General features: G+C 68.3%; 12 protein-coding genes. 3 read left to right on the plus strand and 9 right to left on the minus strand.

Features of this window, described 5'->3' with window-relative positions; genetic code table 11:
• Nucleotides 1-42: 42 nt before the first annotated feature.
• From JSY14_RS02995 to JSY14_RS03020, 6 genes are read right to left on the minus strand one after another with little or no spacing between them, the layout of a single operon-like run.
• Nucleotides 43-759: an ABC transporter ATP-binding protein gene (locus JSY14_RS02995; RefSeq protein WP_259559518.1), complete on the minus strand. Its 717-nt coding sequence runs from the start codon at nt 757-759 to the stop codon at nt 43-45.
• Nucleotides 760-815: 56 nt separating this feature from the next.
• Complete coding sequence (locus tag JSY14_RS03000; protein ID WP_259557281.1) at nt 816-1,739, minus strand: ABC transporter permease; 924 nt, start codon at nt 1,737-1,739, stop codon at nt 816-818.
• Nucleotides 1,736-3,787, minus strand: a complete 2,052-nt coding sequence (locus tag JSY14_RS03005) for a glycosyltransferase (RefSeq protein ID WP_259557282.1) — start codon at nt 3,785-3,787, stop codon at nt 1,736-1,738. Before JSY14_RS03005 ends, JSY14_RS03000 begins: the two co-directional genes overlap by 4 nt.
• 9 nt (nt 3,788-3,796) lie before the next feature.
• Nucleotides 3,797-4,954, minus strand: coding sequence for a UDP-galactopyranose mutase (glf, locus tag JSY14_RS03010; RefSeq protein ID WP_259557284.1), 1,158 nt, complete (start codon nt 4,952-4,954; stop codon nt 3,797-3,799).
• A gap of 54 nt (nt 4,955-5,008) precedes the next feature.
• Entirely contained in the window at nt 5,009-5,989 is a 981-nt protein-coding gene (locus JSY14_RS03015; RefSeq protein WP_259557285.1) for a glycosyltransferase, read from the minus strand.
• On the minus strand, nt 5,986-6,966 hold the full coding sequence (locus JSY14_RS03020; RefSeq protein ID WP_259557287.1) for a glycosyltransferase: 981 nt from the start codon (nt 6,964-6,966) through the stop codon (nt 5,986-5,988). Before JSY14_RS03020 ends, JSY14_RS03015 begins: the two co-directional genes overlap by 4 nt.
• 358 nt (nt 6,967-7,324) lie before the next feature.
• Between JSY14_RS03020 and JSY14_RS03025 the strand changes: the two genes are divergently transcribed.
• The gene (locus JSY14_RS03025) at nt 7,325-8,443 is read left to right on the plus strand and encodes an LCP family protein (RefSeq protein ID WP_259557289.1); all 1,119 of its coding nucleotides are present in this window, start codon (nt 7,325-7,327) and stop codon (nt 8,441-8,443) included.
• Nucleotides 8,444-8,507: 64 nt separating this feature from the next.
• Here JSY14_RS03025 and JSY14_RS03030 read toward each other — a convergent pair whose 3' ends face one another.
• Nucleotides 8,508-9,215 carry a glycosyltransferase family 2 protein gene (locus JSY14_RS03030; protein WP_259557290.1) on the minus strand — a complete coding sequence of 236 codons (708 nt, stop codon included), beginning with the start codon at nt 9,213-9,215 and terminating at the stop codon, nt 8,508-8,510.
• A gap of 92 nt (nt 9,216-9,307) precedes the next feature.
• Between JSY14_RS03030 and JSY14_RS03035 the strand changes: the two genes are divergently transcribed.
• Together JSY14_RS03035 and JSY14_RS03040 are read left to right on the plus strand one after the other, a co-directional pair.
• A complete protein-coding gene (locus JSY14_RS03035; RefSeq protein ID WP_259557292.1) occupies nt 9,308-9,727 on the plus strand; it encodes a DUF2304 domain-containing protein in 420 nt (139 codons plus the stop codon).
• The gene (locus tag JSY14_RS03040; RefSeq protein ID WP_259557293.1) at nt 9,724-11,742 is read left to right on the plus strand and encodes a DUF6541 family protein; all 2,019 of its coding nucleotides are present in this window, start codon (nt 9,724-9,726) and stop codon (nt 11,740-11,742) included. Before JSY14_RS03035 ends, JSY14_RS03040 begins: the two co-directional genes overlap by 4 nt.
• Before the next feature lie 47 nt (nt 11,743-11,789).
• On the opposite strand, the gene JSY14_RS03045 is transcribed toward JSY14_RS03040, so the two are convergent.
• Both JSY14_RS03045 and pseC read right to left on the minus strand, forming a co-directional pair.
• Nucleotides 11,790-13,331, minus strand: coding sequence for an IS1634 family transposase (locus JSY14_RS03045; RefSeq protein WP_259557294.1), 1,542 nt, complete (start codon nt 13,329-13,331; stop codon nt 11,790-11,792).
• A 219-nt stretch (nt 13,332-13,550) separates the two neighbouring features.
• A complete protein-coding gene (gene pseC, locus JSY14_RS03050) occupies nt 13,551-14,681 on the minus strand; it encodes a UDP-4-amino-4,6-dideoxy-N-acetyl-beta-L-altrosamine transaminase (RefSeq protein WP_259557295.1) in 1,131 nt (376 codons plus the stop codon).

Below are 14,681 nucleotides of genomic sequence, written 5' to 3' on the forward strand. Positions count from 1 at the left end.
CGGGCCCGGCACTCCACCGCACACCCGTTGGCGCACCGCGTGTCAGCCCTCCGCGCGAAGGGTGCGCACAGCCTCCTCCGGGTCGCCGTCGAAGACCACGGTGCCCTTGCGCAGCAGGACGATGCGGGAGCACAGGCGCTCGAGCATGTCCAGCTCGTGCGACACGATGATCATGGTGCGGCCCTGGGCCTGCAGCTCCTGGATCCGCGCGATGCATTTGCGCTGGAACGGTTCATCGCCGACGGAGAGGATCTCGTCGACCAGGAAGATGTCCGGATCGGTGTGCACCGCCACCGAGAAGGCGAGCCGCAGGAACATACCCGAGCTGTAGTACTTCACATCGGTGTCGATGAACTGCTCGATCTCGCTGAACGCGACGATGTCATCGAACCGGGCATCGATCTGCTCGCGGGTCATCCCGAGGATCGCGCCGTTGAGGTACACGTTCTCACGGCCGGAGAGGTCCGGATGGAAACCGGCACCGACCTCGATCAGGCCCGCCACGCGGCCTCGCAACATGACGCGTCCCTCATCGGGGAACAGCACCCCGCTGATCGTCTTCAGCAGGGTCGACTTGCCGGAGCCGTTGTACCCGATGAGCCCGACCGTCTCCCCCGCCCGGACGGAGAGGTCGACATGGTCGAGGGCCAGGAACGTATCCCCCAGCGGTTTGCGCTGCAGTGCGGAGAACACCAGTTCCTTCAGGGAACGGTTGTGCCGCAGGGAGAACCGCTTCGTCATCTGCTCCACCCGCACCATCTCGCGGGCATCCGGTGTCGGCTCCGGCCGGTTCGTGGTCTCGATCTGCACGCGCCTCAGAGCTCCTGGGCGAAGCGGCGCTTGGACCGTTCGAACACGAAGGTGCCGACGGCGAAGGTGGCGGCGGCGATGAGCAGCCCCACCCACCACAGCCCCGCCGCGTCGGTGCTCGCGAAGCTCGGATCGGCCGCCACAGCGGTGCGGGTGCTCGGCAGGTAGCGCCAGAACGCCGTGTGGAACAGCTCCACCACGATGGTCAGCGGGTTCAGTACGTACAACCACCACCACAGGGTGCCGCCGATGGCCTCCTCCACCAGAGCGATCCGATACATGATCGGGCTGAGCCAGGTGGCGACCATGACGATCAGGTCCACGAAGTTCTCCACGTCGCGGAAGGCCGCATTGAAGGCAGCGGTCAGCAACCCCAGGCCGACGGTGAAGACCACCAGGATCAGCAATCCCAGCAGCAGTGCGCCGATCTCCACCGGCCCCGGACGCCAGCCGAACAGGGCCGCGCCCACCACCAGCACCAACAGCTGCGGCAGGAAATGCACCAGGGCCACCAGCATGCTGGACCAGGGGAACAACTCCGCGGGCAGATAGATCTTCGACACCAACGGCGCGTTGCCGGTGATGGATCGGGTGGCGTTGCCGAACACCTCCCCGAAGAGGTTGATCACCACGATCCCGGAGAACAGATAGACGGCGTACGCCTCATCACCCTTGGACAGCTGCAGGAAGACCCCGAGCGCGATGTAGAACACCACGAACTGCACGGCGGGTTTGACGTAGCTCCACAGCATGCCCAGCACGCTGCCGCGGTACCGCACCCGCAGTTCCTTCCGCACCAGAAGGCGCAGCAGGAAGCGCTGGGTGATCGGGTTCAGCCAGCCGTCGTCCTGCCCGGGGGCGCGCCACCCCTCGGCCTGTTCGGCGCGGCTGGGTACCCGGGCCGCGGGGCGCGTCGCGGGGGTGCTCACCGGGCCTGGTCGCCGTCACGGCGCGGCGCGGGATTCGCGGCGAACGTGCGCTCCCAGGCGGCGAACGACGTGATCTCCGGGGCGGCCTCACGGTAGCGGCGGCGAAGACTCTCCCACTGGCGGTACAGCTGCACGTGGGTGCCGACGGCCCGCGAGAGCATCGACCGGACCTGATCGGGCCGGCGCTTGTACCAGGCCACCTGGGTCCCCTCGGCGTTGGAGACGAGAACGCTGTCGTAGTGCGACAGCAGCCACCAGCGGGCGTCCTGGTGCGGCACTGCGGCCTGAGGATGCTCCGCCGAGCGCTCCGTCGGCGGCACCGCCAGCTGTTTCACCAGCGTCTTCGCGGTCCAGGCGGGGAGCAGGGCGCGGCCGGGCTGGCTGAAACCGCGCCCTTTCCGCGGGGGCTTGTCGACGCGGATCTCCGGGTAGTCGTCGATGTCGCGAGCCATCGAGGCGTCGTCGTACTCGGCGGCCATGGCGCGGATCAGCGGCAGGCGGGTGCCGATCTCGTCGTGCAGCACCTCCGGTCCGCGCAGCACGTCCTGCTGTGCCAGTAGACGGCCGGCCTCGGTGTAGTACTGCATGGAGATCAGGTGCTTCACGTCCATGAACTGCGATTCCTTCACCACGCGGCCGCCGCGTGGGTACGGGGAGTGCAACAGGGCCGTGATGATGCGGTTGCGCTCATGGAAGTAGGCCTGCCAGCCGACGAGGTCGTCCTTGTCGACCCAGCTGACATGCCACACGCCCGCGCCCGGGAGGGAGACGGTGGGATATCCGGCGTTCTTCGCCCGCAGGCCGTATTCGGCGTCGTCCCATTTGATGAACACCGGCAGAGACAGGCCGATCTCCCGCACCACCTGGGTGGGGATCAGGCACATCCACCAGCCGTTGTAGTCGACGTCGGTGCGGCGGTGCAGCCAGGGGGTGGACCGCAGGGGGTCGAGGGCGAAGTCGTGGCCGAGCGTGGCCTCCTGCGAGGGCAGTGACGGCTGGATGCGCCAGCGGTCGACGATCTCACCGAAGGTGTGCAGCACCGAACGGTTGTTGAGGTCGAACATGTGGGCGCCGACCAGCGTGGGCCGGGTGCAGAAGTCCGCGAAGGTGGTCAGGCGCAGCAGCGACTCGGGCTCGATCACGATGTCGTCGTCGCAGTTCACCACGTACGTGGAGCGACGGGCGACGGCCGCCTCGTACATGCCGCGGGAGAACCCGCCCGAGCCGCCGATGTTCCCCTGCTCGATGATGGTGAGCTGATCTCCGAGCTCTCGCTGCAGCGGCGCGAGCCGGTCGGGGTGGTCCTGCAGGCGATCGGACCCCTGATCCACCACGTACATCGTGTCGAGCACCGCACGGATGTCCTCGCTCTCGGCGATCGTGCGGATGTTGTCGAGGCAGTACTCGACCTTGTTCATCGTGGTCATGGCCAGCGAGATCCGGCCCTCGGCGCGTGCCAGCGCAGCATCGGCGGTCCACTCCGCACTGCGCACGACGAGGTCGTCCACCCCGGCGTGGACGTCGAACCAGTACCACCCGCCGTCGCCGAAGGAGGCCAGGGAGAGGTCCACGACGGTCTCCGTCTCCCCTTCGACGACACGAAAATCGACCCGCTGGATCGCACCGCGCGCGGTGGAGCGTTGGATGACGATGCGCCCCGGGCCACTGGTACGGATCGTGAGCCGCACCTCCCGCACAGGGGTCCAGCGCCGCCAGTAGCTGGCGGGGAAGGCGTTGAAGTACGTGCCGAAGGACCGCATGGCCCGCGCCGGCACGAGCACACTGTGACGAGCCTGCAACTGGTCCAGCTCGACCTGGGATCGACCGGAGGCGGACAGGCGAGCGGCCTCCGCCGCCTTCTCCTTCACCGCGCTGCGTTCGGCGCTGCCGAGGCCGAAGGAACCTCCCGAGGCGCCGGACCGGGCGGTGTCCTGCTCGATGTACAGCGGCACGATGTCCGGGGTCGCCTCCAGCGGCAGCAGCAGACGCTGGAGGAGGCGCCGCTCCCCCTGCGGGACGGTGCCGGTGGGGCCGGTGGTCGAAGTCATGCCGCCTCCTCAGCCGCGCAGCAGCGCGGGCAGCTTGTTGTCGGCCATGGAGAGGGCCGAGCCGATCGCCATATGCATGTCGAGGTACTGGTAGGTGCCCAGGCGCCCTCCGAAGAGGGTGCGGGGCTCGTGCTCGGCGCGACCGCGGTATGCCAGCAGGCGCTCTCGGTCGGTCGAGGAGTTGATCGGGTAGTACGGCTCCTCGTCACGATGGGCGAAGCGCGAATACTCGCGCTGGATCACCGTGCGGTCCTTCGGGTAGTCCCGCTCCGGATGGAAATGACGTGGCTCGATGATGCGGGTGTAGGGGACGTCCGCATCGGCATAGTTCATCACGGAGGTGCCCTGGAAATCCCCGACGTCGAGATGCTCGGTCTCGAGATCGATGGTGCGCCAGCCCAGATCACCCTCGGCGTAGTCGAAGTACCGGTCGAGGGGACCGGTGTACACCACGGGCACCTGACCGCGCACGGCGTCCTTGTTGAGCGGCTGCGAGGTGTCGAAGTAGTCGGTGGACAGCTTCACCTCGATGTTCGGGTGGTCCGCCATCCTCTCGAGCCATGCGGTGTACCCGTCCTTGGGCAGCCCCTCGTAGGTGTCGTTGAAGTAGCGGTTGTCGTAGGTGTATCGCACCGGCAGGCGCGTGATGATCGAGGCGGGCAGGTTCTTCGGATCGGTCTGCCACTGCTTGCCCGTGTAGTTCTTGATGAACGCCTCGTACAGGGGGCGGCCGATGAGGCTGATGCCCTTCTCATCGAGGGTGGTGGGGTCGGCGCCCGCGAGTTCCCCGGCCTGCTCGGCGATGAGGGCGCGGGCCTCATCAGGGGTGTACGCCGCCTGGAAGAACTGGTTGATGGTGCCGAGGTTGATCGGCAGCGGATACACCACACCCTTGTGGTTCGTATACACGCGATGCTGGTAGTGCGTGAATTCCGTGAACGTGTTGACGTACTCCCACACGCGCGTGTTGGAGGTGTGGAACAGGTGGGCACCGTAGCGGTGGATCTCGATGCCGGTGGCCTCGTCCCTCTCGGAGTAGGCATTGCCGCCGATGTGGTCGCGCCGGTCGATGACGGTGACCCGCACGCCATGCTCACGGGCTGCACGGTCCGCGAGGGTCAGGCCGAACAGGCCGGAACCGACGATGAGGAGGTCGGGTGTCGACACAGGCGGTGCCTTTCCACGAGGGGACGACCCCGAGGGGCCGAGGACGGACTCACCCTAGCCCAGCGGCCCCGTGCGCCCCGTCTGCACGCGCCGGGGCGCGCCGCCAGATCCCTGGCCCGCTTCTGCAGCCCCGGGTGCTCCGTCTGCACGCGCCGGGGCGCGCCCCTCCACCAGGACCCGGTACCCCCAGCGGCGCAGCCACCAGGGGGCGAGGCGGTAGGCGGCCCGGTGGCCGAGGTTCAGCAGCATGCGCGGGGCGCTGATGACACCGTCGCGGTGCAGGATCCGCTGCAACCTCAGATCGCTGCGCAGCAGACGCAGTCCACCGCGGCGGGCGAACAGGTCGGCGTCGACGCGGTAGTCCACGAGCACGTCGGGCAGGTTGGCGCAGCGCGCTCCGGCCAGGATCATCCTCTCCCACAGCCAGTAGTCCTCCAGCAGGGGAAGGTCCCGGTAGCCACCGGCATCGCGCGCCGCGTCGGCGCGCATCATGACCGTCGGGTGGTGGAAGGGGCTGTGCCCGCGCAGGTACCGCACGATCTGTTGGTGATGCAGGGGCCTCACCCGGAGTGGGCCGGTCCCCCGCGGCACCGCCTCGGAGAATTCCTGCATGGCCCCGCCGAGGAGGTCCACGGGCTGCGCACGGACGGCCCGGATCTGCAGCTCCAGGCGCTCGGGTCGACACAGGTCATCAGCGTCGGCCCGGGCCACGTACGCGGTGCGCACCGCCTCGAGTCCCTCCTGCAGGGTGGGGGCGAGGCCGCGATGCTCAGGCGCGCGCAGCACCCGCGCGGGCCCGAACTCCCCGTCCTCCACGGCGTGCAGCACGTCGGCGAGATCGCTCCCGACGGGGCCGTCGACGACGACGAGGAGTTCTGCCGGCGGTGCCGTCTGGTCACCGGTCGCGGAGCGCAGGGCGGCGCGGAACCGGTCGGGCCGGTCACCCCGCCACACCGGCATCAGGACGGTGACGTCCTGGGCGGTGATCCGATGCGTTCCCCGTGCCGTCCCGCGCGTGATCTGCGGAGCCGTCATCGACCGGCCGCCTCATCGACCGCACGGATCAGTGCAGCCTGCTCGGGATCGGCGGCGAGCACCTGCCAGGAGGGACGCGGTCGACGCACCAGGGCATCGCGCAGACCCCGCCCGCCCAGCGGCAGCAGATCGGGCTCACGGCGCAGCAGACGGATCCAGCCGACGACGGTGCTCCCGCCGTAGAGCACCCGCTCCCACCAGGTGAAGGAACGGGTGCGGAGCAGCGCCCACAGGCGATTGCGCACATCGAGAGAGAAACGTTCTCCCGGGGAGGCCTGGGCACTGCCGAACAGCCGCGTGCGGTGCTCGACCACGGAGTCGTCCACCTGCAGACCGAGACCCCGGCGCAGGAGGCGCCCGGTGTGCTCGAAGTCATCGGACCAGATGAAGTAGTCGGCATGGGGCAGCCCGTGGCGGCGCACGTCCTCGGCGCGCAACAGCGCCGAGACATAACTGGCGGTACGGATCGGCCGCGCACCGAGTGCGCGGGCCTGGGTCTTCTCCCGGGGCGAGGCGCCCACCCGCACACGGGAGCGGTTCATGGGGTGATCACGGCCGTCGGTCCACACCGCACGGGAGCTGAGCACGGAGGGCACCGGCCGGGCACGGTCGGCCGCACGCAGCAGAGCCTCCAGGGCGCGGGGCCGCGGAACGGTGTCGTCATCCATCACCCACACCCAGTCGGCACCGTGCACCTGGAGGGCGCGGGCGATGCCGGTGGCGAACCCCCCGGCCCCGCCGACGTTCCGCTGCAGGGGGATGGTCTCGGTGACGACGGGGTGCTGTGCGGCGACACGCCCGGACGCGTCCGTGGAGGCGTTGTCGATGACCACCACAGCCTGCGGCGGGCGGGTCTGCGCGGCCAGACCGTCGAGGCACTCCCGCAGCAGCTGCTGCCGGTTGTAGGTGACGACGACGGCGACGACCCGTTCCGCACCGTGGGATCCGGCGGACGGGGCTTCGGATGACGACCTCACGCGCGCTCCTTCTTCCGCACCGATCACGACCAGGGTGCCGCGCGGCGACCCCGGCGGGGCGGCCCCCGTGGGGCACGCGGCATCGCGAGTCTACGGACCCGGACCGGTTGAGCCTCCCGGCCGCGCCGAGGAGTCGGCGCTACAGTGATCGGCCGAGCGACCCGGGAACGACCGCACACGACGACGGCGAGGAGAGAGATCCGTGGACTCACGCCCAGACACCCCGCCGCGCCGGCCCGGTCGACCGCACCGTCCGATGGGCCATCGGGCCCGCCCGGGGGGTTCCGTACGGGTCGTGCCCGGGGCGACGGCCCCCGATGCTCCCCGCGGGAGCGCACCCACCGGGCCGGGATCCACCGTGCGCACCGGATCGACGGTGCGACGGATCGGCCCCGCGACACCGGTGGCCGCAGAGCGACCGACCCGGCCGATGCCCCGGGTCGAGGCGGAGATCGGGGGTCCGCCGACCGCCGGTCCTCCGGCGCCCGCTCCCCGCCCCAGCGGTTCGCGGCCGTCGACACGGCGACGCCGCGGCATCCGCCGCATCCCCCGCCCGGTCCGGCAGGCGACCACGCTGCTGTGCCTGCTGCTGGTCATCAGCCTGGGATGGGGCATCGGGCTGGCGGGGTGGGCCGACAGCCGCATCGCGCATGTCGACGCGCTCTCCTCTGCTGAGGGAACCCGAGGAACCACGTACCTCATGGCCGGCTCCGACCGCCGCGGGGGCACGACCGTCGCCGATGACGGCACCGAGGGGCAGCGTGCCGACACCATCATCCTTCTGCACCGCGCCCCCAACGGCCGCTCCTCACTGGTCTCGCTGCCGCGGGACACCCTGGTGGACATCCCCGGCCACGGGAGGATGAAGCTCAACGCCGCCTACGCCCTCGGTGGCCCCGCCCTGCTGGTGCGCACCGTCGAGGAGTTCACCGGGCTGACGGTGGACCATTTCGTCGAGGTCGGGTTCGACGGCGTCGCCTCCCTGGTGGACGCCGTCGGCACCGTGAACCTGTGCATCGACCGGGATGTCGACGACCCCAAGTCGGGCCTGCGCATGACGCAGGGTTGCCATGACGTCGGCGGCGAGCAGGCCCTCGCCTTTGTGCGCGCCCGGGCCTTCGACCCCACGGCCGACATCGGCCGGCAGCAGCGTCAGCAGCAGTTCCTGGCGGCACTGATGAAGCGCTCCGCCTCCCCCGGGGTGCTGTTCAACCCGGTGGCGCAGGTGCGGCTGGCCGGGGCCGGCTCCGCGGCGCTGCGCACCGACGAGCGCAGCGGCATCCTCGACGTCGGTCGCATGGCGCTGACGATGCGCGACGCGCAGAACGATGGCCGGGTGCTGTCGATCCCCATCGAGGATCCGCAGTTCCGCACGCGGCACTCCGGGGTGGCGATCCTCACCGATGATGACGAGGTGCGGTCGTTCTTCGCGGGCATCCGCGACGGATCCGCGGAACCGCCCGGGACGACCGGCTGATCCCGCGCCTGTCCGGGTGGGCTCGGTGGGGCCGGACCCGTCGGGTCGGATCCACCGGCCCGGTTCAGCGGAACAGCATGTCGATGACGATGTTCACCGAGTTCAGCACCGACTGGCCCTTGGACCGCGAATAGTCGGTGTAGAGGATGTGCACCGGGTGCTCCCGCACGGTGAGCTTAAGGCGTCCGATCTCCTCCACGAGCTCGGAGGCGTGCGCCATACGGTTCTGCTCGATGGTGATGCGCTCGCAGGCGGAACGACCGATCACCCGCAGGCCGTTGTGGGCGTCGGTGAGCTTCACCCCGCTGGTGAGGTTCGTGTACCAGACGGCGCCGCGCAGCACCATCCGCTTCAGCAGGCCCGGCTTCGTGCGGTTGTCGAGGAAGCGGGAGCCGAGCACGATGTCGACGCCCTCGGCCTCCCGCAGGGCGATCATCTCGGCGGCATCCTCCACCCGGTGCTGGCCGTCGGAGTCGAAGGTCACGACCTGCCGCATCATCGGGTCCCGCAGGGCGTAGTCGATGCCGGTCTTCAACGCGGCGCCCTGCCCCATGTTGTAGGGATGGCGCACCACCGCCGCACCGGCCTCCGCGGCCGCCTGGGCGGAACCGTCGGTGCTGCCGTCGTCGACGCAGACGACGAGGGGGTAACTGCGGCGCAGTTCACGCACCACATCCCCGACCACGGCCCCCTCGTTGAACAGGGGCATGACGAACCAGGTGGCGTCCGCCCCCGGCGCGGCAGTTTCGCGCAAAGGGTCGGAACTCCCCATGAGGTCTCCTCTGGTCCTTGCTCATTAGAGCCTTGCTGATCCTCCGCGTGCATCAGCGAAGCGAGGTTGCTCGCAGAGGATACCCTGAAGGCGTGGAAGAACTTCTTGACGTGCTGCGAGCAACAGTCGGCCCTGGGGGCCGCACAATGATCATCCAGGCGCTCCTCATCGCGGGCATCGTGTCGATAGTTGCCTGGCTCTTCATCCACCGGGGAACCAAGCAGCTGGCCGTGCGCCGCTTGCTGGTGATCGCCTTCGCGTTGTTCGCTCTCCTCACCGTGCTGTTCCCCGCCATGCTCACTCGCGTCGCGCACATCGTAGGGGTCGGACGCGGAACCGACCTTCTGCTCTACGCCACAGTTCTGGTTCTGCTCGGCTTCCTCGCCCTGCAAGAGGCACGGACCAAGGATGCCGAAAAACGCACCACCCATCTCGCCCGACGCCTAGCCATCGATGAGGCCGAACCGGCTGCGCAGTACCGCCAACGCTCGCTCAACACACACCACGGATGAGCGGCTTGCTCCAGTTTTCGCTGGCCGCCATCGCCGTTCTTCTGGTCGGTCACCTTCCGGGGTGGCTGACTGTGCGGACGCTGGGAGGGTCACGCCGTCTGGCTGTGGCGCTCGCACCTGCTTTGAGCCTGGCGATCGCAGGTCTCGGAGCCATCGGTGCCGAGTTGCTGCAGGTCCGCTGGAGCTGGATCGCCTTCAGCGCCAGCACCGTTGTGACTCTTGTGCTCGCCGTCGGATTGCGATCCTTGGGCCTGGCACTGCCCAATGTCGCGCTCGGCCCCGTTTCGGCCGAGCGCGACGCACCCGCCCAGCGCTGGATCTGGGCCGGAGCGATCATCGGAGGCCTCGCAGTGGCGCTGCTGCCGATCGCTCAAGCGGCCGGTCGCCCCGACGCGATCCTGGAGCGCTACGACACACTTTTCCACCTCACTGCGCTGGCACACATCCGGTCAACGGGCAACGGGTCCAGTCTGACGCTCAACTCCATCGCCAGCACCTCCGGTGTTCCCAGGTCCTACCCGGCCGCCTTCCACGATCTGGTGGCCATCATCCCCAGCATTGAGATTCCCATCCTTCTGAACGCGTCCGTGGTCGTCCTGTCCACTGTGCCGTGGCTGGTGGGGATCGCCTTGCTGTCACGTGCCGTATTCCCGCGGGTGCCCTGGGCTCCTCCCGCGGCGGCGACGGTAGCTGCAGTCATCCCCGCATGCCCCCTGAACCTCTGGGTTCATTTGTCCCCCATCCCCAACCTCGTCGGCTTCGCCGCCCTACCGGGCGCGCTGGCAGCTGTGACGGCGTTGTGGAGTGCTTTGACTCAGTCGGCCACCCCGGTCTCAGACTCGGCGCTCCAGCGCGGGGTCAGGGCCCGTGATCGCGTCTCGACGTCGGCAACAGGCCGAGATCCAGCAGCGCGCCAGACCGGCGCCCGGAACGTGCTCGCGGCGGTGCTGCTGGTGCTCTTCGCGGGCATCGGGCTGACTTTGGCGCAGCCGAATGTCGCCGTCACCGCACTCATGCTCCTCGCTGTCCTCACAGCGGTGACGGGGGCTCCGCTGTGGCGTGAGCACCCCGCCCTCGCGGTGCTGCCGATCCTGGCCATTCTGCCGGTACTTACACTCATGTACACCCCTGCGGGGTCCCGCATCACGGGGTTCACCGGGGGCCTGAGGGTATCGTTGACCACTGCCCTGATGGAGATCGGTCTCGGATTGCTCACGGTGTGGCCGATGGCGCTCGGTACAGCCATCGCGCTGCTGTGGTGGCCGGGGCTGGTCGTGGCGCTGCGCGAGAGGACGCTGCGTTGGGTGGGAGTCGCATGGATCCTCATCGCGGTCCTATACCTCGATGCCGCCGTGGACTCTCCCGCAAACCTGTCCATCCTGTACTTCCGTGGTCAGGACCGCCTTGCCATCCCGCTGGCCATGCTCTCCTGCCTCCTGACAGTTCCCGGTGCGCGCGCGTGGGGCTGCCGTCTGGAACGGACTCGGCAGGCGCCGCATCGACTCCGGACACGTTCTGCCGCCGCGATCGCGGCGATTGCGGTCGTCCTCGTGCTCACATCGATCCCTGCCCGGGCGGAGAACGCCGCGAAGAACTTCGACCCGGAGTACCCCGGTCGCGGCCGCTTCCTCCAGGCTGACGAGCGGGCTGCTTTCGCGCAGGCGGCGCCGGAACTGCGTAACGGTGGGGCGATTCTTGCCAGTCCCTACTCCGGCGCGGCCCACATGTTCGCGCTGCACGGGCTGCACGCCTACGTACCCGTGGCGGGCACCGCTCTCACGGAGGCGGACCTGCAGGTGATCCGCGCGGTCCCGATCGCGGGCCGCTCACCGCAGAAATGTCAGCTCCTGGAACAGCAGGGAATCGGCTACGTGTACGTGGAGAGGACCCTCTACCAGTACGACAACACGTTCACGCCCATCAGCCAGGGTGGCGACGACCTCGGAGAGGTCGTATTCACCACTGACCACTCCCGTCTGATCCGCGTCGACTGTGCTGGAGCTCGCGAACTCTGATGCCGCAGCCGACGGACCTGAGTTGGACCTCTTTAGTGACCCATGCGTCAAGTCATCTTGAGGGCCTTGAGGATGGTGCGGGCATCGTCGGTGAGCTCGGCCTTGGCCGTGATGTCCTGGCCGGCCAGGGTGATGGTCACGTCCTGCAACGGCCGTAGGGTCCGGATGATCTTGCGGATGCTGAACCCCGTCTGGGCCTGCAGGAGACGGGCCATTGCCAGGGCGGTGAACACGATCGTGAGGTGAGCTTCGATCGCGTCCCGCTGCCGATGAAACATGGGCCTGGCCTGTAGGTCCGTCTTGCTCATCCGGAAGGACTGCTCGACCTGCCACAGGTCGTGATAGCTGGAGAGCACCTCCGCCGCGGACATCACCGTCGCGGGGATGTTGGTGACGTAGCCCTTCAGCCCCACGAGGCTCCGTGCCCGCTTGAGGGAGGCTTCGTCGAGGCTGCGACCGGCCGCTGTGGTCTTCACGAACCGCGTCGACTTCACGGTCACGTCCCCGTCGATCACAGCGCGGGCTCGGTTCTCCTGCGCGGTCAGCGTGTGCCCATCCCGGGTCGCGCGTTTCTTCGAGAACGCCCAGACCGCCCGCCAGTGCCCGGGATGCTCCGTCGGGTCCCAGACCGGCTCCCGGCGGTGCTGCTTCGTGTCGGTTTTCGTGTTGCCGTGACGTGGGGTGATGGTGTCGATCAGCTGCCCGTCGGTGAACGCGTCACCGTTCCAGTGGAAGTGATGTGCAAGGTCACCAGGGGCTTTGACCTGCCGCGACCCGACGATGAACCGCAGTCCCGCTTCGTTAAGGGCGGTCAGGTTCGCGGTGGAGAGCATCCCGGCGTCAGCGACGACGACCATGTCCGCCAGGCCGTGGCGGGCCTGGAACTGCTGGATGATCGGCACGATCGTCGTGGTCTCGGCCTTGTTGCCCTCGAAGCAACCGATCTCGAGCGGGAACCCGCCCCGATCCACCAGCAGCCCGACCACGATCTGCGGATCCACTCGGCGCTCCTTCGAGTAGCCGACCTTCCGCAGTTCGTCCTCGTGCTCGGCCTCGAAGTAGAGCGTGGTGACGTCATAGAGCACCAGAGAGATATCGCCGCTGGTCGAGGCATGTTCAAAGCAGTTCTTCGCTATCTGGTCGCGGTACTTGCACTGCTGGATCCGGGTCAGGCAGCGCTTCATCGTTGAACGATGCACCGGATCGATCCCCACCTCGCTCAGCACGCGAGCAGAGTCGAGCATCGAGGTCGGGAAGATCAAACGCGCGGCGACGAGCTGGAAGAACGCCTCGTCCTCGAGCGCATCGAAACCAAGCCCTCTCCAGGTCGCCTGGAGCACGTCCAGCAGCAAGCGCGACCGCATGGACCGCACCACAGCTGCCTGGGGATCCTGCTCCAAGCCGAGGTCGAGAGTCTCCTGACCAGCATTGAGCTTGTCCCGGCCGGCCCTCATCAAAACAGCGAGCTCAGCCTCGGTATGCGCGGACCCGAGATGCTCAAGGATCTTGTTCCGCCGACCCTCCTTAGCGACCACCTGCACGGCAGTCGCGCCAGACGCCGTGGTCACCTTCCTCAAAAACGGGCTCACAACCCCCGACCCTACCCCCAATTAGTGACCCATCCAGCCACCCTGGAAACCCCACGACCAGCAGAAACGCTACTGAAATCTCTCAAACCAGGCCCGAGAGGTCCAACTCAGGACGGACACCGGCGTCGAGATAGCCCGCGGTGCGGCAACGGGCCTCGATCTCGTCGCAGGAGACCGAGGCGGAATCAGTGACGCCCGGGCAGCTGATGGTGCCCGCGATCAGGCGGTGGCGACCGCCTTGCGAACGGCCGCAATGACGCGCTCCACATCTGCGTCAGTCAGACCGGGGAACATCGGAAGCGAAATCTCCCGGCGGTAGTACTCCTCAGCCACCGGGCACATACCGCGCTGATAGCCGAGGTCCTCGAACACTGGATGCCAATAGGCGGGCATGTAGTTCACCTGGACACCGATCCCATCGGCCCGCAGCGCCTCGAAGATGGCGCGGCGCCGCTGCGCGGGCACCCGCAGGGGGTACAGGTGCCACGCGGGCGCGGTGCCCTCGGGCTGAACCGGTAGATCCACGCCGTCCAGATCGACGAGGGCGTCGTCGTAGACACGCTTGATCTCCGCACGGCGCGCGACGAATGCGTCCAGACGCTGCAATTGATTGGTTCCCAGCGCACTGAGGACATCGGGCAGGCGGTAGTTCAGACCGAAGGAGTGCACCTCCTGGTGCCACGGCCCCTCGTCCGGGTACCGCTGCTGTGCACGGTCGCGAACCAGACCGTGGTTCTTGAACGCACGGGCCCGTGCCGCCAGCTCATCGCTCGCGGTGACCACCGCACCACCTTCCGTGGTGGTGAGATTCTTGGTGGGGAAGAACGAGTAGGCCGTGAGGTCCGCGAGCGAGCCGACGGGAACGCCATTGCGCGTCGAACCAATGGAATGGGCGGCATCCTCCAGGAAGACGAGTTCCCTGCGCGTGGCGAGGTCGCGGAGCGCGGCAGAGTCCACGGGCACGCCGGCATAGTCCACACCGGCGACCACGCGAGTTCGATCGGTGACGGCCGCCTCTGCCGCAACGGGGTCGAGACACCCGGTGCGCGGGTCGACGTCGGCGAACACGATCTTCGCGCCGAGCAGGGCCGCCGCGGCGGCGGTTGCCACGAACGTCAACGGTGTGGTCACCACCTCATCACCGGGCGAGATGCCAGCTGCCGCGTAGGCCACGTGCAGGGCGGCGGTGCCGGAGGTCACCGAGATCGCGTGAGGAACTCCAGCCCGCTGGGCGACGGCCGATTCGAAGCGGTCGACCTCAGGGCCCGTTGTCAGCCATTCGCTGCGCATCGTCCGCGCGACGACCTCGACGTCGCTGTCGTCGATGGACTGACGCCCGTACGGAAGCAT

The organism is Brachybacterium sillae (genome assembly GCF_025028335.1).
Classification (GTDB): Bacteria; Actinomycetota; Actinomycetes; order Actinomycetales; family Dermabacteraceae; genus Brachybacterium; species Brachybacterium sillae.

Coding starts and splice junctions, on each gene's coding strand:
- JSY14_RS02995 (WP_259559518.1), bottom strand. CDS start 759: ATGGTGCGGGTGGAGCAGATGACGAAGCGGTTCTCCCTGCGGCACAAC.
- JSY14_RS03005 (WP_259557282.1), bottom strand. CDS start 3,787: ATGACTTCGACCACCGGCCCCACCGGCACCGTCCCGCAGGGGGAGCGG.
- JSY14_RS03015 (WP_259557285.1), bottom strand. CDS start 5,989: ATGACGGCTCCGCAGATCACGCGCGGGACGGCACGGGGAACGCATCGG.
- JSY14_RS03030 (WP_259557290.1), bottom strand. CDS start 9,215: ATGGGGAGTTCCGACCCTTTGCGCGAAACTGCCGCGCCGGGGGCGGAC.
- JSY14_RS03040 (WP_259557293.1), top strand. CDS start 9,724: ATGAGCGGCTTGCTCCAGTTTTCGCTGGCCGCCATCGCCGTTCTTCTG.
- pseC (WP_259557295.1), bottom strand. CDS start 14,681: ATGCTTCCGTACGGGCGTCAGTCCATCGACGACAGCGACGTCGAGGTC.